Annotated in this window: 19 protein-coding genes; 12 read left to right on the top strand and 7 right to left on the bottom strand. The window is 69.5% G+C overall.

Features of this window, described 5'->3' with window-relative positions:
* Positions 1 to 206: 206 nt before the first annotated feature.
* The 3 genes from DVK07_RS09325 to DVK07_RS09315 all read right to left on the bottom strand — a co-directional run bounded on the left by DVK07_RS09325 (position 207) and on the right by DVK07_RS09315 (position 4349).
* Positions 207 to 1349 carry a thiolase family protein gene (locus DVK07_RS09325; protein ID WP_121596799.1) on the bottom strand — a complete coding sequence of 381 codons (1143 nt, stop codon included), beginning with the start codon at positions 1347 to 1349 and terminating at the stop codon, positions 207 to 209.
* Positions 1350 to 1412: 63 nt separating this feature from the next.
* A complete protein-coding gene (gene gpmI / locus DVK07_RS09320) occupies positions 1413 to 2936 on the bottom strand; it encodes a 2,3-bisphosphoglycerate-independent phosphoglycerate mutase (protein ID WP_121596798.1) in 1524 nt (507 codons plus the stop codon).
* Between the two features lie 51 nt (positions 2937 to 2987).
* Positions 2988 to 4349, bottom strand: coding sequence for an NAD-dependent succinate-semialdehyde dehydrogenase (locus DVK07_RS09315; protein WP_121596797.1), 1362 nt, complete (start codon positions 4347 to 4349; stop codon positions 2988 to 2990).
* Positions 4350 to 4544: 195 nt separating this feature from the next.
* Between DVK07_RS09315 and DVK07_RS09310 the strand changes: the two genes are divergently transcribed.
* From DVK07_RS09310 to DVK07_RS09280, 7 genes are read left to right on the top strand one after another with little or no spacing between them, the layout of a single operon-like run.
* Complete coding sequence (locus DVK07_RS09310; RefSeq protein ID WP_121596796.1) at positions 4545 to 5873, top strand: ABC transporter substrate-binding protein; 1329 nt, start codon at positions 4545 to 4547, stop codon at positions 5871 to 5873.
* A 15-nt stretch (positions 5874 to 5888) separates the two neighbouring features.
* The gene (locus DVK07_RS09305; protein ID WP_121596795.1) at positions 5889 to 6782 is read left to right on the top strand and encodes a branched-chain amino acid ABC transporter permease; all 894 of its coding nucleotides are present in this window, start codon (positions 5889 to 5891) and stop codon (positions 6780 to 6782) included.
* Positions 6779 to 7942: a branched-chain amino acid ABC transporter permease gene (locus tag DVK07_RS09300; RefSeq protein ID WP_121596794.1), complete on the top strand. Its 1164-nt coding sequence runs from the start codon at positions 6779 to 6781 to the stop codon at positions 7940 to 7942. Before DVK07_RS09305 ends, DVK07_RS09300 begins: the two co-directional genes overlap by 4 nt.
* Positions 7939 to 8712, top strand: coding sequence for an ABC transporter ATP-binding protein (locus tag DVK07_RS09295; RefSeq protein WP_121596793.1), 774 nt, complete (start codon positions 7939 to 7941; stop codon positions 8710 to 8712). Before DVK07_RS09300 ends, DVK07_RS09295 begins: the two co-directional genes overlap by 4 nt.
* Complete coding sequence (locus DVK07_RS09290) at positions 8709 to 9422, top strand: ABC transporter ATP-binding protein (RefSeq protein ID WP_121596792.1); 714 nt, start codon at positions 8709 to 8711, stop codon at positions 9420 to 9422. The genes DVK07_RS09295 and DVK07_RS09290 overlap by 4 nt, the downstream gene beginning before the upstream one ends.
* On the top strand, positions 9415 to 11064 hold the full coding sequence (locus DVK07_RS09285; RefSeq protein WP_121596791.1) for a long-chain fatty acid--CoA ligase: 1650 nt from the start codon (positions 9415 to 9417) through the stop codon (positions 11062 to 11064). Before DVK07_RS09290 ends, DVK07_RS09285 begins: the two co-directional genes overlap by 8 nt.
* On the top strand, positions 11061 to 11888 hold the full coding sequence (locus DVK07_RS09280; protein WP_121596790.1) for an SDR family NAD(P)-dependent oxidoreductase: 828 nt from the start codon (positions 11061 to 11063) through the stop codon (positions 11886 to 11888). Before DVK07_RS09285 ends, DVK07_RS09280 begins: the two co-directional genes overlap by 4 nt.
* Before the next feature lie 27 nt (positions 11889 to 11915).
* Here DVK07_RS09280 and DVK07_RS09275 read toward each other — a convergent pair whose 3' ends face one another.
* Positions 11916 to 12983, bottom strand: a complete 1068-nt coding sequence (locus DVK07_RS09275) for a phosphotransferase family protein (protein ID WP_121596789.1) — start codon at positions 12981 to 12983, stop codon at positions 11916 to 11918.
* 199 nt (positions 12984 to 13182) lie between these two features.
* On the opposite strand from DVK07_RS09275, the gene DVK07_RS09270 reads away from it, so the two are divergent.
* Positions 13183 to 14403, top strand: coding sequence for an acyl-CoA dehydrogenase family protein (locus tag DVK07_RS09270; protein WP_121596788.1), 1221 nt, complete (start codon positions 13183 to 13185; stop codon positions 14401 to 14403).
* A gap of 21 nt (positions 14404 to 14424) precedes the next feature.
* On the opposite strand, the gene DVK07_RS09265 is transcribed toward DVK07_RS09270, so the two are convergent.
* Entirely contained in the window at positions 14425 to 14958 is a 534-nt protein-coding gene (locus DVK07_RS09265) for a winged helix-turn-helix domain-containing protein (protein ID WP_121596787.1), read from the bottom strand.
* A 244-nt stretch (positions 14959 to 15202) separates the two neighbouring features.
* On the opposite strand from DVK07_RS09265, the gene DVK07_RS09260 reads away from it, so the two are divergent.
* The 4 genes from DVK07_RS09260 to DVK07_RS09245 all read left to right on the top strand — a co-directional run bounded on the left by DVK07_RS09260 (position 15203) and on the right by DVK07_RS09245 (position 18879).
* On the top strand, positions 15203 to 15862 hold the full coding sequence (locus DVK07_RS09260) for an ArsR family transcriptional regulator (protein WP_121596786.1): 660 nt from the start codon (positions 15203 to 15205) through the stop codon (positions 15860 to 15862).
* Positions 15863 to 15951: 89 nt separating this feature from the next.
* Positions 15952 to 16872, top strand: coding sequence for a DMT family transporter (locus tag DVK07_RS09255; protein ID WP_121596785.1), 921 nt, complete (start codon positions 15952 to 15954; stop codon positions 16870 to 16872).
* Between the two features lie 698 nt (positions 16873 to 17570).
* Entirely contained in the window at positions 17571 to 18164 is a 594-nt protein-coding gene (locus DVK07_RS09250; RefSeq protein ID WP_121596784.1) for a GNAT family N-acetyltransferase, read from the top strand.
* Between the two features lie 112 nt (positions 18165 to 18276).
* Positions 18277 to 18879: a transporter gene (locus DVK07_RS09245; RefSeq protein WP_121596783.1), complete on the top strand. Its 603-nt coding sequence runs from the start codon at positions 18277 to 18279 to the stop codon at positions 18877 to 18879.
* Positions 18880 to 18910: 31 nt separating this feature from the next.
* Here the strand turns inward: DVK07_RS09245 and DVK07_RS09240 are convergent, their stop codons facing one another.
* A complete protein-coding gene (locus DVK07_RS09240; protein WP_121596782.1) occupies positions 18911 to 19363 on the bottom strand; it encodes an RNA-binding domain-containing protein in 453 nt (150 codons plus the stop codon).
* Complete coding sequence (locus DVK07_RS09235) at positions 19360 to 20001, bottom strand: AAA family ATPase (protein ID WP_121596781.1); 642 nt, start codon at positions 19999 to 20001, stop codon at positions 19360 to 19362. Before DVK07_RS09235 ends, DVK07_RS09240 begins: the two co-directional genes overlap by 4 nt.
* Positions 20002 to 20015 lie beyond the last annotated feature (14 nt).

Genomic DNA, 20015 nt, shown 5'->3' with positions numbered 1-20015 from the left:
CTTGCGGTCCTTACGTCGCCTGCGCCCGCCTCGCGACCGCCCCTTCGATTCCCGCCCCAGCACCGCAACCGCAGCCTCATACCTCCCCAGCCTCGTCGCTCGCGCTTAAAAGCGCTCGCGACTCCCTCGCGCGTGCTCCTCGCGGCCGCCTTCGGCGGCCACTCGGAGGCACGCGCCACCGCTGAAAAATCCGATTTCTGCTTCGTCTACCGCATGAACTCGATCGCAGCGCCCTGCCCGAAGCCGACGCAGAGCGTCGCGAGGCCGCGCTCGGCGTCCTGCTTTTGCATCTCGTGGAGCAGCGTGACGGGGAGCCGGGCGCCCGAGGCGCCGAGCGGGTGGCCGAGCGCGATGGCGCCGCCGTTGACGTTGTAGATCTCCTCGTCGATACCGAGCTCGCGCCGGGAGTACTCGCACTGGGAGGCGAACGCCTCGTTCAGTTCGACGAGGTCGTAGTCGTCGATGTCGGTGCCGGCGCGTTCGAGGAGGCCGCGCGTGGCGGGCACCGGGCCGATCCCCATGACGGTGGGGTCGACGCCGGCGACGTTGTTCGTGCCGACCTCGGCGAGCACGTCGAGGCCGTGCTCTTCGGCGAACGCCTTGCTCGTGACCACCGTCAGCGACGCGCCGTCGGAGATCTGCGAGGAGTTCCCCGCGGTGACGCTGCCGTCCCCGGTGAACGCCGGCGGCAGGTCGGCGAGCTTCTCGGCCGTCGTGTCCGGGCGGATCCCCTCGTCCTCCTCGACGAGCCCGTCGTCGGTCTCGACGGGGACGATCTCGTCGTCGAAGCGGCCCGACTCGGTCGCCTCCGCGGCGCGCTGGTGGCTGCGGGCCGCGTACTCGTCTTGCGCCTCGCGGCTCACGTCGTACTCCTCGGCCACCTTCTCGGCGGTCATCCCCATCTGCAGCTGGAAGATGTTGTACTCCTCGGACAGCTCGGGGTGGAGGTGCTCGTAGGAGTCGCCGTCCATCGGGACGCGGCTCATGTTCTCGACGCCGCCCGCGATGATACAGTCGCGGTTGCCCGCGGCGACCGCGTCGGACGCCGAGATGATCGCCTGCATCGAGGAGGCGCACCAGCGGTTGATCGAGGTCGCGGGCACCGACTCGCCCAGCTCGGAGAGGAGCGCGATGACGCGCGCGACGTTGTTGTCCTGCTCGGTGCGCTGCTGGGCGACGCCCCACATCAGGTCGTCGACGTGGTCGCTGGTCAGCCCCGTCTCTTCGAGGGCATGGTCGATGAGCGTCGTCGAGAGGTCCTCGCTGCGGACGTCTTCGTAGACGCCGCCGTCTTTCCCCTGCGGCGTTCGGTAGGCGGCCGCGATCACCGGCGTGGTCTCGTCTGTCATGAAAGATAACAGGCGAGTCGGTGTATTAAAACGCCGTGGAACGAGCGAGAATCGATCCGAAGTTTATCGTTTATTTTCGAGCAGGCTCTCGCCGGTCATCTCCGCCGGCCGGTCGCGGTCCATCAGGTCGAGCAGGGTCGGCGCGATGTCGCAGAGCGACCCGCCCTCGCGGACCCTGCGTCCCCCGTCGTCGCCGTCGGGCGTCAGGTAGACGAACGGGACCGGATTGTACGTGTGGGCGGTGTGGGGGTCCTCGGCCGTGCCCATGTCGTCGGCGTTGCCGTGGTCGGCGGTGACGACCGCGTGCGCGCCTGCGTCAGCGACGGCGTCGAGCAGCCGGTCGAGCTGTTCGTCGACGGCCTCGACCGCCTCGACGGCCGCGTCGAAGTCGCCGGTGTGGCCCACCATGTCCGGGTTCGCGTAGTTCAACACGAGCAGGTCCGGGTCGTCGGAGGCGATCGTCTCGACGGCCTCGTCGGTCACCTCGGGGGCGGACATCTCCGGCTGGAGGTCGTAGGTCGGCACGTCCGGGCTCTCGACGATGATCCGCATCTCGCCGGGGAACTCCACCTCGCGGCCGCCGTTGAGGAAGTAGGTGACGTGGGGGTACTTTTCGGACTCCGCGATCCGGAGCTGCGTGCCGCCGGCGTCCGCGACGACCTCGCCGATCGTGTTCGCCGGGATCTCCGGCGGGAACGCGACCGGGAAGTCGAACGTCTCGTCGTACTCGGTCATCGTCGTCATGCGGATCTCGGGCTGGTCGAGGTCGAACTCCCACTCCGGCCGGGTGTCGGTGAGCATCCGGACGAGCTGGCGGGCGCGGTCCGCGCGGAAGTTGAAGAAGATCACGGCGTCGCCATCGTCGATCCCGGGCTCGTCCGCGACGAGCGTCGGCTCGACGAACTCGTCCGTCTCGCCGCGGGCGTGGGCCTCGCGGGCGGCCGCGACCGCGCTCTCGGCCTCGTGCGGGGCCTCGCGCTCGACGATCGCGTCGTACGCCTTCTTCGTCCGCTCCCAGTTCTCGTCGCGGTCCATCGCGTGGTAGCGGCCGGTCACGGTCGCGACGTGGCCGGTGCCGCGCTCGTCGGCCTTCGCGGTCACGTCGGCGAGGAACCCGTCGGCGATCTCCGGGGCCGTGTCGCGCCCGTCGGTGAACGCGTGGCTCGTCGCGGGCACGCCCGCGTCGGCCGCGGCGTCGATCAGCGCGAGCAGGTGCTCGACGTCGGAGTGGACGCCGCCGTCCGAGACGAGCCCCATGAAGTGGACCCGGCCGCCGGTCGATTTCGCGTGGTCGAGCGCGGCCGCGATCGCGTCGTTGTCCGAGAGCGACCCCTCCGCGAGCGCGTCCGTGATCCGGGTGTACGCCTGTTTGACTACCCGCCCGGCGCCGATGTTGAGGTGGCCGACCTCGGAGTTCCCCATCTGTCCCTCGGGGAGCCCCACGCGCCGCCCGTGGACGACGAGGCGGCCGTCGGCCCCGCGCTCCGTCGCCGCGTCGAACGTCGGCGTGTCGGCCGCCTTCACGGCGTCGCGGCGGTCGTGGTCGCCGAGCCCCCAGCCGTCGAGGATGACGAGTGCCGTCTCCATACCCCAGCGTGCCGCCCGGAGGGTAACTACCCTTCGATGGGGTCACTCCCGTCACTCGACCCAGACGGTCTTGCGGTTGACGAACTCCTTGATCCCGGCCTCGGAGAGCTCCCGACCGTAGCCCGAGTCCCTGACGCCGCCGAACGGGACCCGCGGGTCGGACTTCACGAGCTGGTTCACGTACACGCAGCCCGCGTCGATGCGGCTCGCCACGCGCTCGCCGCGGTCGCGGTCCTCGGTCCAGACGCTCGCGCCGAGCCCGAAATCGGTGTCGTTGGCCGTCTCGATCGCCGCCTCCTCGTCGTCGACCTCGTACACCGTGGCCACCGGCCCGAACGTCTCCTCGGTGTCGACGGGGCAGCCCTCGGGGACGTCGGTCAGGACGGTCGGCGGGTAGAACGCCCCCTCCCTATCGAGGGGCTCGCCGCCGGTCACGAGCGTCGCGCCCGCGTCGACGCTCGCCGTCACCTGCTCGTGGAGCGACTCCATGAGGTCCGCCCGCGCCTGCGGCCCGACGTCGGTCGCCTCGTCGGTCGGGTCGCCGACGACGAGCCCGTCGATCTCGTCGACCAGCGCGTCGAGGAACGCGTCGTACACGTCCGTGTGAACGACGAAGCGCTTCGCGGCGATGCACGACTGCCCCCCGTTCAGGTTCCGCGCCCACGCGCCCGTCTCGGCCGCGGCCGCGACGTCGGCGTCGTCGAGGACGACGAACGGGTCGCTCCCGCCGAGTTCGAGGACCGTCTTCTTGAGCTGGTCGCCGGCGCTCGCAGCGACCGCGCGCCCGGCCGGCCCGCTCCCGGTCAGCGTCGCGGCCCGGACGCGGTCGTCCGTCAGGAGGTCGTCGACGAGGTCCGAGGGGATCAGAAGCGTCTGGAAGACGTCCTCGGGGTAGCCGGCCTCGCGGAACACCTCCTCGATGGCGAGCGCGCAGCCGGGCACGTTCGACGCGTGCTTGAGAATTCCCACGTTCCCGGCCGTGAGGTACGGCGCGGCGAAGCGGAACACCTGCCAGAACGGGAAGTTCCACGGCATCACCGCGAGGACGGGACCGAGGGGCTCGTGCTCGGTCTTGACCGTCGAGCCCGGCGGGCTCGGGTGGTGGTCCGCCTCGAGGTACGCGCCCGCGTGCTCCGCGTAGTGGTCGCAGACCCACGCGCACTTCTCGACCTCGCCGACCGCCTGCGAGATCGGCTTCCCCATCTCCCGCGTCATCGTCTCGGCGTACCGCCGCTTGTTCTCTCTGAGCACGTCCGCCGCGTTCGCGAGCAGCCGCTCGCGGTCCCGGAGCGGGCGCGTCCGCCAGTCCTCGAACGCCCGAACCGACCGGCCTAACGCCGCCTCGACGTCGTCCGCGTCGTGTTCGTTGTACGTTTCGATCTGCGCTCCGGTCGTCGGGTTTACCACGTTCATGAGGGGTGTGTGAACGTTGTACAGTCGTTGTAATAGTAGTCACGCCGGAAGACCGGCGGCCGACTCCCGCGTTCGGCCCGGTCGATTCGGGTCCGGGCCGGGGGTCTCGGGAGAATCATAAATTACCCAACACGCATGTATGTCATAGACCCGCATATTTATGTGGGGAGCGACACTCACGGACGATTGTTAACAATGGTAACCGAAGACAGCGATACCGGAAACAAGTATAAACAGGCCGACGCCGCTGAGACGAGTTCGGGGAGCCGGTCGCCGGTCGGACGGCGGCGGTTCCTTCAGGCCGCCGGCGCGGGCGCGGCCGTCGGGCTCGCCGGCTGTTCCGGCGGGGGCGGCGGCGACGGCGGGCCCGTGACGCTCGGCGCAGCGTACATCCTCTCCGGGTTCGCGTCGCTGTACGGCGAAGAGGCCGAGCGCGGGATCGACTTCGCGGTGTCGGAGATCAACGACAACGGCGGCATCGACGGCCGCGACGTCGAGGTGATCGTCCGCGACACCGAGGCGAGCGGCGACACGGCGATCCAGCAGATCCGCAGCCTCGTTCAGGAGGACAACGTCGACGGGCTGTTCGGGCTCGACTCCAGCGGCGTCGCGCAGGCCGTCGCGCCGCAGATCTCGCAGCTCCAGATGCCGTTCATGATCACGCACGCGGCGACCCCGTTCGTCACCTCGCCGCAGGGCGAACACGAGGACTCCGTCGGGAACGAGTACGTGTTCCGCGACTCCAACAGCCTCGCACAGGACATCTACGGGGCCGCGCGGGTCGCCGAGAACCTCGACGCGACCGAGTGGGCCACCATCGGCCCGGACTACGCGTTCGGGTACGAGACGTGGGACTACTTCCAGGCGTACTGCGACGGGCTCGGCGTCGAGGCCGAGTTCACGGCCGAACAGTTCCCGGCGCTGGAGACGAGCGACTACACCCCGTTCATCAGCTCCATCCTCGACGCCGACCCGGACGCGGTGCTCACCCCGCTGTGGGGGGCCGACCTCACGACGTTCATCGGGCAGGCAGAGAGCGCGGGCTGGTTCGACCAGATCGACCACACGCTGTTCAGCGTCGGGATGGGAACGGACTACCCGAGCGACGGCAGCCCGCTCCCGGAGGGGGAGTACGCCTCCACGCGGTACGATCCGTTCGTCCCCGACACCGAGGCGAACAACTCGTTCCGCGAGGCGTACTACGAGGAGTACGAGTCGCTCCCGACGTACAACGCAGAGGGCGCGTATCGGGCCCTCTACCTGTACAAGGAAGCGATCGAGTCGGCCGGGAGCACGGAGCCCGACGCGCTCGTCGACGAGTTCACCGGCATGGAGCACTCGGGCCCCGTCGGCGACTACCAGTTCAGCGAGACGAACCAGGCGACGGTCGCGTCCATCTGGGGCACCGTCACGTACGACGAGGAGTGGGAGAGCAACGTGCTCGACCCCGTGAATCGGTACGAGGCGGGTCCCGACGTGCTGTCGGAGGCGCTCGGCGACTCTGACCTCCCGGCGGGTATCTAACCCGCCGCCGCCTCCATGAGTCTCACATCACTCGTTCCACTGATCGGTATCGCCGACGTCGTCATCGGGCTGAGCCTCGGGAGTCGGCTCTTCCTGATCGCCGTCGGTCTGAGCCTCATATTCGGCGTGCTCGGCGTGCTCAACTTCGCGCACGGCGGGTTCTACATGCTCGGCGCGTACTTCACCCTCGCCGTCGTCTCGAACGTCGTCGACAACTTCTGGATCGCCGTCGTGGTCGGCGCGCTCGCCGTCGGGGTCGTCGGCGCCGCGATCGAGTTCTCGGCGATCCGCCGGCTGTACGACCGGGTCGACTCGGACCTCGACCAGCTCATCGTCACGTTCGGGTTCGTGCTCGTGATCCACGAGACGGTCCGGTTCGTCTGGGGGTCGGGGTCGTACTCGATCGACCCGCCGGACGTGTTCAACTTCTCCGTGGCGCTCGGCGGGAGCACGTTCAACGCGTACCGGCTGGTCGTCATCGGCCTGGCCGTCGGCGTGCTGGTCGCGCTGTGGCTGTTCATCACGCGGACGTACTTCGGCTCGCTGGTCCGGGGGACCTCCTCTGACCGCGAGATGGCGGCCATGCTCGGCGTCGACGTGCCGCGGCTCTACACCGGGGTCTTCTTCCTCGGGAGCGTGTTGGCCGGGCTCGGCGGCGCGCTCTCGGCGCCGCTCCAGTCGACCAGTCCGGCGCTCGGCGACCAGGTGATCATCGACGCGTTCATCGTCGTGGTCATCGGCGGACTCGGCTCCATGAGCGGGGCCTTCGTCGGCGCGATGCTCATCGGCATGATGCAGAGCCTCGGCCCGCAGTTCATCAGCGCCGGCAGCATCGCGATCCCCTTCCTCGCGATGGTGATCGTGTTGCTGATCCGTCCCGAGGGCCTGTTCGGGGGGATCGGCGAATGAGCGCGACCGACACGGGCGGCCGGGTCAGCCGGTTCGGCTCGGCGGTCGCCGAGGGGTGGACCCGCGAGCGGTTCGGCCTCCTCGGGGCCGTCGCGCTGGTCCTCGTCGCCTTCGCGCCGCCGTTCCAGGTGTACCTGTTCACCGACTTCCTCGTCGTCGCGCTGTTCGCGCTCGGCTTCAACCTGCTGTACGGCTACACGGGCCTGCTCTCGTTCGGTCACGGCCTGTTCTACGCGGGCGGCGCGTACGGGATCGCGATCGTGTTGCGGGACCTCGGCCCGGTGATCGCCGACGTCGTCGGCGCCGGGATCTCGCCGCTCGTCACGTTCGTCCTCGGCGGCGTCGTCGGCCTCGTGCTCGTCGTTCTCGTGGCCGTGCCCGTCGGGTGGCTCAGCGTCCGGTTAGAGGAGATCTACTTCGCGCTGATCACGCTCGCGTTCGGGATGTTGGGCTACTCGCTCATCATCCAGGACCCGGCGGGGCTGACGAACGGGACCGACGGGGTGATCGTCCTGCTCGGGACGGTCGACCTCGGCGGCTTCAGCCTCCGGATCGGCGGCCGTCGGATCTACTACGCCATCTCGGCCGTCACCGTGGTCGCGGCGGTGTACGGGGTGTGGCGCGTCGTCAACTCGCCGTTCGGGACCGTCTGTAAGGCGATCCGCGAGAGCCCCGACCGCGCGGCCGCGCTCGGGATCGACGTCGGCCACCACCGCTGGATGACGTTCATCGTCTCGGCGGCGGTCGTCGGAATCGCCGGCGTGTTGCGCGCGGGGCTCGCGAGCGTCGCGTCGCCCGGGCTCACGCACTGGTCGACGAGCGCGATCGCCGTCATCGCGACCGTGATCGGCGGCGCGACTTACTTCTACGGCCCGATCGTCGGCGCGTTCATCTTCCTGTACATCCGGTGGGCGATCAGCCGCTTCCCGGCGCTCGAAGCGTACTGGGAGCTGTTCTTCGGCGCGCTGCTCATCGCCGTCGTGCTGTTCTTCAAGCAGGGCGCCGTCGGCGGCCTCCTGCTTCTCCGCGACCGACTGTTCGGGGACGGCGGCGGCGGGGGCGGCGGTGCCCTCGACGACGGGCAGGCGTCGACTGCGGCGGACGACGGAGCCGAATCGGGCGACGACAACGTGCGCGCTGACAGAGGTGATAACTCGTGACGACCGTCCTCAAGACCGAAGATCTCCGCAAACAGTTCGGCCAACTGACCGCCGTCGACGACGTCTCCATCGAGATCGACGACGACAAGATCACCAGCATCATCGGCCCGAACGGGGCCGGAAAAACGACGTTCTACAACCTACTGACCGGCGTGCTCGAACCCACGTCGGGGTCGATCTGGCTCCGGAGCGGAGAGGGAGGCGAGCTCGCCGACGTCACCGACGCGGAGCCGCACGAGGTGGCGCAGGCTGGGCTCTCGCGGTCGTACCAGATAACGAATATCTTCGAGGGGCTCACCGTCCGCGAGAACGTGCGGGTCGCCCGGATCAGCCACGATGGCTCCCGGCTCGACTTCCGGTCGCGGGCGACGGGCGACGAGTCGGTCGAGGCCGACGTCGAGGAGCTGTTGGAGCTCACCGGGCTCACCGACATCGCGGACACGCCCTGCGACACGCTGAGCCACGGCGAGAAGCGGACCGTCGAGATCGCCTTAGCGCTCGCCATCGAGCCGAACGTGTTCCTGATGGACGAACCGACCGCTGGGATGAACCCGACGGAGGTCACGGAGATCGTCTCGCTGATCCGCGACCTCGACGAGGACTTAGACGCCACGTTCGTCGTGACGGAACACAACATGGACGTCGTCACCGATATCTCCGACCGGATCGTCGTGCTCGCCGAGGGGTCGATCCTCGCGGACGGGGCGCCGGAGGACGTGCTCACGGACGAACGGGTGACCGAGGCGTACCTGGGGAGTGATAGCGTATGACGATACTCACGGTCGACGACATCGACACGTACTACGGGAACAGCCACGTGCTCCACGGGGTCTCACTGGAGATCGACGAGGGCGAAGTGGTGACGCTGCTCGGGCGCAACGGCGCCGGGAAGACGACGACGATGCGCTCGATCGTCGGCGCGTCGCCGCCGCGCTCGGGGTCGATCACGTACCGCGGCGAGGAGATAGCGGGGCTGTCGTCCGACGCGATCAACGCGCTCGGGATCTCGCTCGTGCCGGAGGACCGCCGGGTGTTCCCCACCCTGACCGTCCAGGAGAACCTCCGGCTCGCGCACAACTTGGCGAGCGACCCGCGGCCGGTCGAGGAGATGTACGAGCTGTTCCCGGCGCTCGACGACCTCCGCGGCAGCAACGGGCGGAACCTCAGCGGCGGCGAACAGCAGATGGTGTCGGTCGCCCGCGCGCTCGTCCAGGCGCCAGACGTGCTGCTCCTCGACGAGCCGACCGAGGGGCTCGCGCCGGTGATCGTCGACGACCTGCGAGAGATCGTCCAGACGGTCGTCGACCAGAACGTCACCGTCCTGCTGACCGAACAGAACGTCGAGTTCGCGTTCGACCTCGCCGAGCGGGGGTACATCATGGACACCGGCGAGATCGTCTTCGACGGTACCGTCGCGGAGATCCGGGACCGCGAGGACCTCCTCGAGACGTACCTCTCCGTGGGGACCGCCGATGCCTGAGGAGCTCACCCTCCGCCCGTTCTGCTGGCGGGCGACGCGGCTGTTCCCGGAGACGGAGGTCGTCTCCCGCACCCACGACGGGGTCGACCGCTACACCTACGCCGACTTCGGCGACCGCGTCCGGCGGCTCGCGGCCGCGCTCGCCGACCTCGGCGTCGAGCCCGGCGACCGCGTCGGGACGCTCGGGTGGAACACGCACCGACACTTGGAGGCGTACTACGCCGTACCCCTCTCCGGCGCGCAGCTCCACACGGTGAATCTCCTGTTACAGGACGACAACGTCGAGTACATCATTAACGACGCCGCGGACGACGTGCTGATCGCCGACCGCGACGCCGTGGCGACCCTCGACCGCCTGTGGGACCGGATCGACGGCGTCCGCGAGGTCGTCGTCATGGACGACGCGGTCCCCGAGACGGAGGCGGACCTGCCGCTGTCGTCGTTCGAGGAGCTGATCGCGGACGCCGACCCGATGGAATCGTGGCCCTCGCTCTCCGAGGACGACCCCGCCGGGATGTGTTACACCTCCGGGACGACGGGGAAGCCGAAGGGGGTCGAGTACACCCACAAGATGATCTACGCCCACGCGATGATGGTGATGACGCCCGCCGCGCTCGACATCGCCGAGGACGACGTGGTGATGCCGGTCGTCCCCATGTTCCACGTGAACTCGTGGGAGTTCCCGTACGCCGTGACGATGGCGGGCGCGAAGCAGGTGTACCCGGGGCCGTCCCCGGACCCCGCGGACCTCGTCGAGCTGATCGAGGAGGAGGGCGTCACGCTCACCGCGGGCGTCCCGACGGTCTGGATCGACGTGCTCGACCACTTGGACGAGCACGGCGGCGACCTCTCCTCGCTCGAACGCATCGTCGTCGGCGGGAGCGCCGCGCCGCGGGAGGTGATGCGCCGGTACGAGGACGAACACGACGTGACGATCGAACACGCGTGGGGGATGACCGAGACGATGAGCATCGGGTCGGTCTCGCGGCCGACCTCGGGGACCGCGGACGGCGACCGCGAGGCGGAACTCGACAAGCGGGCGAAACAGGGGCTGCTCTCGCCCGGGCTGGAGATGCGGGTCGTCGGTGACGACGGCGAGCCGATCGCCTGGGACGGGGAGGCGTTCGGCGAACTGCTCGTCCGGGGGCCCACGGTCGTCGGGGAGTACTACAACCGCCCGGAGGCCAACGAGACGGACTTCGTCGCGGCCGAGGACGGCGGCGCTCGGTGGCTCCGCACCGGCGACATCGCCACCGTCGACGAGGACGGGTACGTCGAGGTCGTCGACCGCGCCAAGGACGTGATCAAGTCCGGCGGCGAGTGGATCTCCAGCATCGAGTTGGAGAACGCCCTGATGGCGCACGACGACGTCGCCGAGGCGGTCGTGATCGCGGCGCCGCACGAGCGCTGGCAGGAGCGGCCGCTGGCGTTCGTCGTGCCGAAGGCGGGCCGCGAGCTCGACGTGGAGGGGATCCGGGCGTTCCTCGAAGAAGAGTTCCCGCGCTGGTGGCTCCCGGACGACGTCCGGTTCCGCGAGGAGATCCCGAAGACCGCGACCGGGAAGTTCGACAAGAAGACGCTCCGGGAGACCGTCGAGGAGCCGGCGCTCCCGTACGCGCCGGGCGACGGAGGTGGCGAATGAGCGACGACGACGCGCCGTCGAGCGGCGGAAACGGGGCGGACGCCGCCGAGCTGACGCCGGCCGACGCCCTCCCGGACCTCTCGGGGAAGGTCGCCGTCGTCACCGGGGGCGGGCGCGGGATCGGCCGCGCCGTGACCCTCGGGCTGGCCGCGGCGGGGGCGACGGTCGTCCCCTCGGCGCGGACGGCCGCGGAGGTCGAGGCCGTCGCCGACGAGGCCCGCGACATGGGCGTCGAGGCGCGGGCGATTACCGCCGACGTGACCGACGACGCCGACGTGGCGGCGCTGGTCGAGGAGACCGTCGAGGCGTTCGGCTCGCTCGACGTCCTCGTCAACAACGCCGGGTTCAACCCGGGGGACGCGCTCGGCGACCCGACCGAGATCGAGTCGGACGCGGTCGACGGCGTGCTCGACGTGAACCTACGAGGCTCGTTCCGCACCCTCCGGGCCGCCGGCCCGCACCTGCGGGAGGCGGAGGGCAGCGTCGTCAACGTCGCCAGCGTGGCGGGCGAGGTCGGCCTCCCGAAACAGCACCCGTACGTCGCGTCGAAGCACGGGCTCGTCGGGCTGACGAAGAGCGCGGCGATGGACTGGGCGCCGGACGTGCGGGTGAACGCGGTCGCGCCCGGGTACGTCGCGACCGAACTCACGGAGACGCTCCAAGAGAACGAGCGGCTCCGAGAATCGATCCTGGACCGGACGCCGCTCGACCGCTTCGCCGAGCCGACGGAGATAGCCGGCCCGGTCGTCTTCCTCGCGAGCGACGCGGCGAGCTTCGTCACCGGCGAGACGCTCGCCGCGGACGGCGGCTGGACGGCGCGGTAAGTCGATCCCCGCGGCCCGACGGCGGGCCTACAGCCGCTCGGTCTCGCCCTCGACGTACGCGAGCGTCCGCGCCGCGAGCTCGGGGACCTGCGTCTCCATCTTCGGGTACAGCGGGTCGTCGCTGTCGTCGTTCAGGTGCCGCGCGAGGAACATCTCGCCGAGCGCGGCCATCTTGTACGCCGCGAGCGCGCGGTAGAACCGCTCGTGGGCGAACTCGCGGCCCGTCGCCGACTCGTATCGGTCGATCAGTTCCGCGCGGGTCGGGTACCCCTCGCGGGCGGTGAACGTCGACATCAGGTCGGGCATCGCCGGGTCGGGGTCGCCCTCGTCGTACCAGAACAGCAGCAGCCAGCCGAGGTCGGCGAGGGGGTCGCCGAGCGTCGACAGCTCCCAGTCGAAGACGGCCACGACCGCCGGCGGCGTCCCGGGGCCGTACATCACGTTGTCGAGCTTGAAGTCGCCGTGGACGAGCGTCTCCGGGTGGTCGTCGGGGACGTTGTCGGCGAGCCACTCGCCGACGGCGACCAGGTCCGGCACCTCCCTGACCGACTCCGTCGTCCCGAAGGCCCAGTCGAGCTGGTTCGTCCAGCGCTCGACCTGCCGGGCCGTGTACCCCTCCGGGCGACCGAACTCGCCGAGCCCGACCGCCTCGTAGTCCACCGCGTGGATCGCCGCGAGCGTGTCGACGAGTTCGGCCCCGACGCGTTCGCGCGCGGCCGGGTCGGCGAACCGCGTCGGCTCGGCGTCGCGCAGCACGTCGCCGTCGGCGCGCTCCATGACGTAGAAGTCGCTCCCGAGCACCGCGGCGTCGTCACAGGCGCGCAGCGTCGACGGAACCGGGACGCCGGTGTCGGAGAGCGCGTCGACGACGCGGTACTCGCGGAGCACGTCGTGGGCCGTGTCGGCCGTCTCGCCGGGCGGCGGCCGCCGGATGACCAGCTCGCGGTCGCCCCACGTGACGAACAGCGTCTCGTTCGAGTGCCCCTCCGCGTGTCGCTCGACGGCGAACGTGTCGGCCGGCCCGAACTCCGCCGTGAGGTACGCCCCGAGCGCGTCGTCGTCGACCAGCCTGTCGAGGTAATCGGCGTCGGTCACGGCCGGTCTCCCCCCGTTCGATGCGGGCCGGAGGCGACGGCAGCCGGACGATCTGTGCCCGAACGGCTTTTATCGATTGTCGCATATTCGACTAACATTGTAAATCTATTTTTCGGTACATGGGGGATCAGTTTCGCGTAATATAGAATTTTGGGAGAATAGCCGGAACCACTATTTACATTGCTAAATAAGGGCCGGTATGGAGTACGACGACATCGGACGCGGACCGGAGGTCGCCGAGGCCGTCAGGGAGTTCGTCGAGGAGACGGTGCTCCCGGTCGAGCGCGAGTGGCTCGGTCGGGGGCCGCTCCCGCCGGCGGAGATCGAGGCGCTGCGCGACGCCGCGCGCGACGAGGGCATCTACGCCCCGCAGGTCGACGAGGAGTACGGCGGGCTCGGGCTCGGCTTCCGCGAGATGCTGCCCGTGTTCGAGGAGGCGGGACGGAGCCTGCTCGGCCCGACCGCGCTCCGGTGTGCGGCGCCGGACGAGGGGAACATGCACACCCTCGAGATCGCGGCCACCGAAGAGCAGAAGGAGCGCTGGCTCCGCCCGCTGGCGGCCGGCGAGATCGACTCCGGGTTCGCGATGACCGAGCCGATGGGGGGCGGAGGGTCGGACCCGAAGATGCTGGGGACGACCGCCGAGAAGGACGGCGACGAGTGGGTCATCGACGGCCACAAGTGGTGGACGACGGGCGGCCTCGACGCCGACGTGTTCCTGACGTTCGCGCGCACCGACCAGGAGGCGCACCCGTACGCGGGCTGTTCGGTCATCCTCGTGCCCGCCGACGCCGACGGCGTCGAGATCGTCCGGAACATCCCGCACCTCGGCGAGGGGCTGGTGGGGACGACGCACGCCGAGATCCGGTTCGACAACGTCCGGGTGCCCGTGGAGAACACGCTGGGCGAGGAGAACGAGGGGTTCACTCTCGTTCAGCGGCGGCTCGGGCCGGCCCGGCTCACCCACTGTATGCGGTACGCCGGGATGGCCGACCGCGCGCTCGACATCGCGACCGCCTACCTCTCCGAGCGGGAGGGGTTCGGCGAGCCGCTCTCGGAGAAGCAGGGCCCGCGGTTCCGGATCGCCGACCGCCGGACCGAGCTCCACGCCGCCCGCACGATGGTGCGGCACGCGGCCGGCCGGATCGCCGACGGCCACGAGGCGCGGATCGAGGTGGCGATGGCGAAGACGTTCGCGGCGAACGTGACGCAGGAGGCGATCGACGACGCCCTCCAGTTCTGCGGCGGCAACGGGATCGCCTACGACCTGCCGATCGCGCGCTTCCACGAGAACGTCCGGCAGTTCCGGATCGTCGACGGCGCCGACGAGGTCCACCGGCGGTCGATCGCGAGAGACGCGTTCGAGGACCCGCCGACGGAGGAGTTAGAGGCCGTCACGCGGTTCGGCGAGTTCGACTGAGTCGGTGACCGACGCTGGCGGTCACTCCTCGTCGCCGTCCTCTTCCTGAAAGACCTCGAACAGTTCGGGGTCGGTCCCGAACTTGAGGACGTTCGTCACGACGGAGTTACGGAGGTTGGTGATGAGCTCGCCGTACTCCTTGTAGAACTCGTGGATCCACTTCGACTCCTGTTCGCGGTCCTTGAACATCATGATGGTCTTCCACTGGTAGTCGCCGTCGGAGAGGAAGTACATGAACGTGTGGCGGCTCGACCGGACGTGTTCGAGCGCGTCTCGCCAGTTCTCTTCGAACCCCTCGGGGTTGAACTGGAACTCGAAAAGCGAGAAGAAGAGGTGTTCCTCGTTGGGGACGAGCGCCTCCCGGAACACCCCGTCCTCGCGCATCCGCCGGATCGACTCGTTGACGGTGACGTGAGAGACGTCGATGTCGTGCTCCTCGTCGAGGAGGTCCCGGAGCCTGCGGGAGGTGAGCTGCGGGTCGCGCGCGAGTTCCTGTAAGATGATCGTGTCCCGCTCGGAGAGGTTCCATTCGGGACGCGGCTGTTTCTCGGGCATTCCCTCCGTAAGGGTGCGCCGTCACGGTAATCAGTATTTGGGCCGCCGCGGCGGTATCGAGATACGTCGCAGCGTGAGTCGGTCGAGCGAGCGAGCCGCACCTGCTCGGGGGCGACCGCCTCAGCGGCGGGCGAAAGCGAGCACGAACGAACCGCTCCGCCCGCCGTCCCGTCCTTCGATCTCCGCTCGACGCGTCCGTCGCCGGAAGCCAACCTTTTATCCGCTGAACGCTAACCACACGTTAATGGACTCCGCGGTACTGCTCGATCTCCTCGGCAACGAGAACCGGCGGCGAATCCTCCGGCTTCTCGCCACCAAACCCTGTTACGTCACGGAGATCTCGGAGTACCTGGACGTGAGCCCGAAGGCGGTGATCGACCACCTGCGGAAGCTCGAGGAGGCCGGTCTCGTCGAGTCGACGACGGACGACCAGCGGCGGAAGTACTTTCGGATCGCGCGCAGCCTCCGCTTGGAGGTGAGCGTCTCGCCGTACGGCTTCGGCGCGAAGAGCGCCTACCCGGCGAAGAACAGCCTCGACATGTCGGGACGCTGTCCCCACCTCTCGATCGAGGCCCCCGACGGCTCGGGCGCGACGGGTGACCTCGCGGAGCTCGCCCAAGAGTTCGCGCGCCTCCAGGACCTCGACCGCGAGCTCTCGCTCGCCCAGCGGTGGGTCCAGGGCCGTGTCGAGGACGCGCTCGCCGAGATCGACGAGCGGCTGGGCGGGCAGGCCGACAGCCGCTTCTTCGCGGCCGTCATCGCCGCGGTGGTCGAGACCGACGGCACCCCCGCGGCGGTCGCCGACGAGGTCGGCGCCCGGGAGTCGACGGTCGAGAGCGCGCTCGGCCGGCTCTCCGACGTGGGCGTCGTCGCCCGCGACGCCGACGGGTACCGAGTCCGGTAGCGGTCCCCGCCCGCCTCTCCCTCCCGGGCGAATCCAGCGAACGCGACCGTTTCCGGAACCTTTTGGCGCGCCGCGGGGAGAGGGCGGACGTGAGTCGTCTCAGAAACCTCTCGCTGTTCCTGGTCCTCGCCGCCGTCTGGGGCTCGGCGTTCGTCGCGATCAAGGCGGGGTTAGCGTACTTCCCGCCGGTGCTGTTCGCGGCCTTCCGGTTCGACGTGGCCGGGGTCGTCATGCTCGCGTACGCCGCGTACGCGGTCGACGACCCGATCCCCCGCGGCCGCGACGCGTGGTTGGAAGTCCTCTCCGGCGCCGTGTTCATCATCGCCGCGTACCACTCGTTCCTGTTCGTCGGCGAGACCGACCCGGCGGTGACGAGCGCCGTCGCCGCCGTCATCGTCAGCCTCTCGCCGCTCCTGACGACGGTGTTCGCGCGCGCCTTCCTGCCCGCGGAGCGGCTGACCGCGGTCGGGGCGCTCGGGCTGGCGATCGGGCTCGTCGGCGCGGTCGTCCTCGCGAACCCCGACCCCGCGAACCTGACCGGCGGCGGCGCGGGCGCGAAGCTGCTCGTGCTGCTCGCGGCCGCCTCGTTCGCGCTCGGCTCCGTCCTCTCGCGGGCCTCCGAGGCCGACATCGCCATCGAAACGATGGAGGCGTGGTCGATGCTGCTCGGCGCCGGGCTCACCCACCTGGTCTCGCTCGCGCTCGGCGAGTCGATCGCCGGGGCAGTGTGGACGGCGGAGTCGCTGCTCGCCTTAGGCTACCTCTCGGTCGTCGCGAGCGGGATCGGCTTCCTGGTCTACTTCGACCTGCTCGACCGGCTCGGCCCGATCGAGATCAACCTCGTCTCCTACGTCGCGCCGGTGTTCGCCGCCGCCGTCGGGTGGCTCCTCCTCGACGAGGGGATCACCGCGACGACGGTCGCCGGCTTCCTGATCATCTGCGTCGGCTTCGCCTTAGTGAAACGCGACGCGATCCGCGAGGAGCTACAGACGGTCGGCGTGATCGGGTGAGCGGTTCGGCGCCGCCGGGCTCCCGGCGCCCTCCACGTATGACGACGATCGGCCCGTGATAGTGCCCTGTCGAAATACTCAGAATATTTTGGCTTGATTCGTTCAATACGGAGGTGGCGGTGAGCGATTTCGGGAGTACGTGTAGTACGTCGTGAGTGAGGATTTTATAAGCTGAATCTCGGTGTTGGCGTCGGCTGTTTATAATTGGTTGAGGCTGGGATGACGACCTCCAAAGCCCCAGCCGTCGAGGCGGGCGGACGCTCGCTGTGCTCCTCGTCACTCGCGTTGCTCGTTCCTGCGGTGCTTACTTCGCCTCCGCCTGCCTCGACGACTGCCCCTTTGAGTCCCACCCCGCACCGCCCAGCACAGCGCCTCACACCTCCCCAGCCTCGCGGTTCGCGCTCTCCGAGCGCTCACCGCGTCCCTCGCGCGGTGCTGCTCGGCCGCAAAGCGGCCTCGCAGGCACGCGCCACCGCCTGCCATTTATAAATCATCGTCGGCGTCGCTCACGATCATTTAAATACCGAATTACCGCCGCCGATCTGCGATACTCGCTCCCGCAACCGATCGAGAAGCACACTTCAGCGACCAGCCGTTTCAGGCGAGAATGTGTCTGAAGAATGGGGTCTCAACAAAGCCATGATAAAGAGTCGCAGGCCGCCGGTGGAGTTTATCCGTTCGCCGCCGTCGGCGTCGGTATGTTCCCCGAGACGATCGAGACGGATCGACTCCGGCTGGAAGCCAGACGCCCGAAGCACGTCGACCTCGACGAGTGTTACCGTATCTGCTCGTCGGACTCCGGCATCGACGAGGTGACCGAGCACCTCGCGTGGGACCCCCACGAGACGAAAAAGGAGACGCTGGAGTTCCTCGAACGCGGCCGCGAGCGCTTCGAGGAGGGCGAGGCGGCGTCGTACGTGATCCGTCCCCGCGAGGGCGAAGACGGCGCCGGCGAGCTCGCCGGCTTCGGCGGCTTCGAGGTCGACTGGGAGAAGCGCACGGCGGTCCTCGGCACGTGGCTCCGCAAGCGGTTCTGGGGGCGCGGCTACTCCGGCGAGCGCGCCGCCGCGCTCGTCGAGGTGGCGTTCGGCGACCTCGACTTAGACGTCGTCGCCGTGAGCCACCACCCGGACAACGAGCAGTCGCGGCGCGCGATCGAGAAGTACGTCGACCGCCTCGGCGGGCGGCGAGAGGGCCGCCTCCGCAACGCGCTCGCCTTCCCGGACGGGAGCGTCCACGACGAGGTCCGCTACTCGATCTCGCAGGCCGAGTGGCGGGAGGCGACCGCCTGATCGGAGCGGCCGATTCGGTCGATAACGCCATTTTCGAGGCTCTTTCCGGATGAATTACGGCTGTGGTCCCGACCCAACAAACACTTACCGCGCCCGAAACGACACCGAGCGCATGTCCTCGTCACCGTCCGGCGGAACGACCGCGACGACCGGTTCGGATCCGAGCATCGCCAGAGAGGCGGTCGGCGGCGCGGTCGCCGGCGCCGCCGCGTACCTCGTCGGCTACCTGTCCGTCTACCTCACGCAGAGCGGCCGGATCGAGGAGGGGCTGTCGGGGCTCAACTTCCTCGCCGAGCTGTTCGGCGGCGACCCCATCTCGACGTGGCAGGTGTCGGGCTGGCTGTTCTACAACGCGCACTTCGTCGAGACCGTGTCCCCCGCGGTGTTCGGCGGCACGTCGTCGCGGAACCTCCTCATGCAGGCCGAGGGCGCGGGGTACCTGCTCCTCGTTCCGCCGGTCCTCCTGCTCGTCGCCGGCCTCGTCGCCGGTCGAGTCGCCGGCGCGGACAGTCCCCTCGCCGGCGCCCGCTCGGGGGCGCTCGTCGCGGCCGGCTACCTCCCCCTCGCGGTCGTCGGCGCCTTCCTCTTCCGGTACGCGGTCGGCAACGGGAGCGTGGCTCCGGACATCGTCACCGCCGTCCTGCTCGCCGGCGCCGTCTACCCGGCCGTCTTCGGGGCGATCGGCGGGGCGGGCTCGTCGGCGTTGAGTAACTGAAGCGAAGAACCCGCTCGCGCCGTCTGACGCCTCAGTACGCCTCGTCCTCGGGGTCGAAGCGGTCGCCGTACTCGCGGACGGGGTCGACCGGCTGCCCCTCGTCGGTCTCGGGCGCGACGTAGTCGATGAACGACTCGACGTCGGGCTCGCGGACGCGCACGTCGACGTCGATCTCGCCGAGCTCGTCCGGCTCGCCGACCGCGAAGTTGACGACGCCCTCGAACGCCGCCTGCTTCTTTAGGGAGAACGCGAACCCCTCCTCCGTCCTGTTCTGCCGGAACACGCGCCGCGCGGTGTCGAGGATCTCCTGTTCGTGAAGCACGTCGGAGAAGGCGTCGAGGCTGTGCGTCTCGGAGACGAGCCGCCCGTCCTCGTGGACCGGCTCGGCGTCGGGGAAGACGTTCTCGACCGCGTCCGCGACCCGGTCGGTCACCTCCGTGTCGTTGACCGGCGTCTCGATCCGGACGTCGACGCTGTAGATCACGCGCCGTCACCTCCGGCCTCGGACGCCTCGGGGTCGGCGTCGTCGGGGTGCCCGCCGGCCTCGCCGTCGGAGGGGTCCGACTCCGCGTCCCCGACGCCCAGCACCGCGCGGACGCGCTCGCGGAACGCCGCGAGGCTGTCGGTGTTGTCGATCTCGACGTCGGCCAGCTCTAAGGTCTCGCCGAGGCCGAGCTCGACCTCGCGTTCGTCGCGCTCGCGGAGCGCGGCCATGTCGGCGTCGGAGTCGTCGCGGCCGCGCTCGCCCAGCCGCTCGGCGCGCAGCTCGAACGGCGCGCGGATCGCGACGAGGGTGAAGTCGTCGCCGAACGCCTCGCGGAAGCGTTCGAGCTCGACGGTCGAGCGGAGGCCGTCCACGAGGACGGTCTCGTCGCGCTCGCTCTCGGCGGCGGCCTCCCGAATCCGGGGGAGCGTCCGCGCGGCGATGGCGTCGTCGCCCTCCTCCTCGCGGAGCGTGCCGGCCATCCGACCGTGGTGTTTCGCCGGATCGAGGCCGCGGCGGCGACACTCGGCGCGGACCACGTCGCCCATGACGACGACGGGGATGCCGGCCGCTTCGGCCACGTTCGCCGCCTCCCCCTTCCCGCTGCCGGGGAGGCCGACGGTTCCGATAACGTTCATTACCGGCGGATACT

It is taken from the genome of Halorubrum sp. Atlit-26R (assembly GCF_003666015.1).
GTDB lineage: Archaea > Halobacteriota > Halobacteria > Halobacteriales > Haloferacaceae > Halorubrum.
The sequence above is the reverse complement of the archived record's forward strand: the minus strand, read 5'-3'. Positions and strand labels throughout refer to the sequence as shown.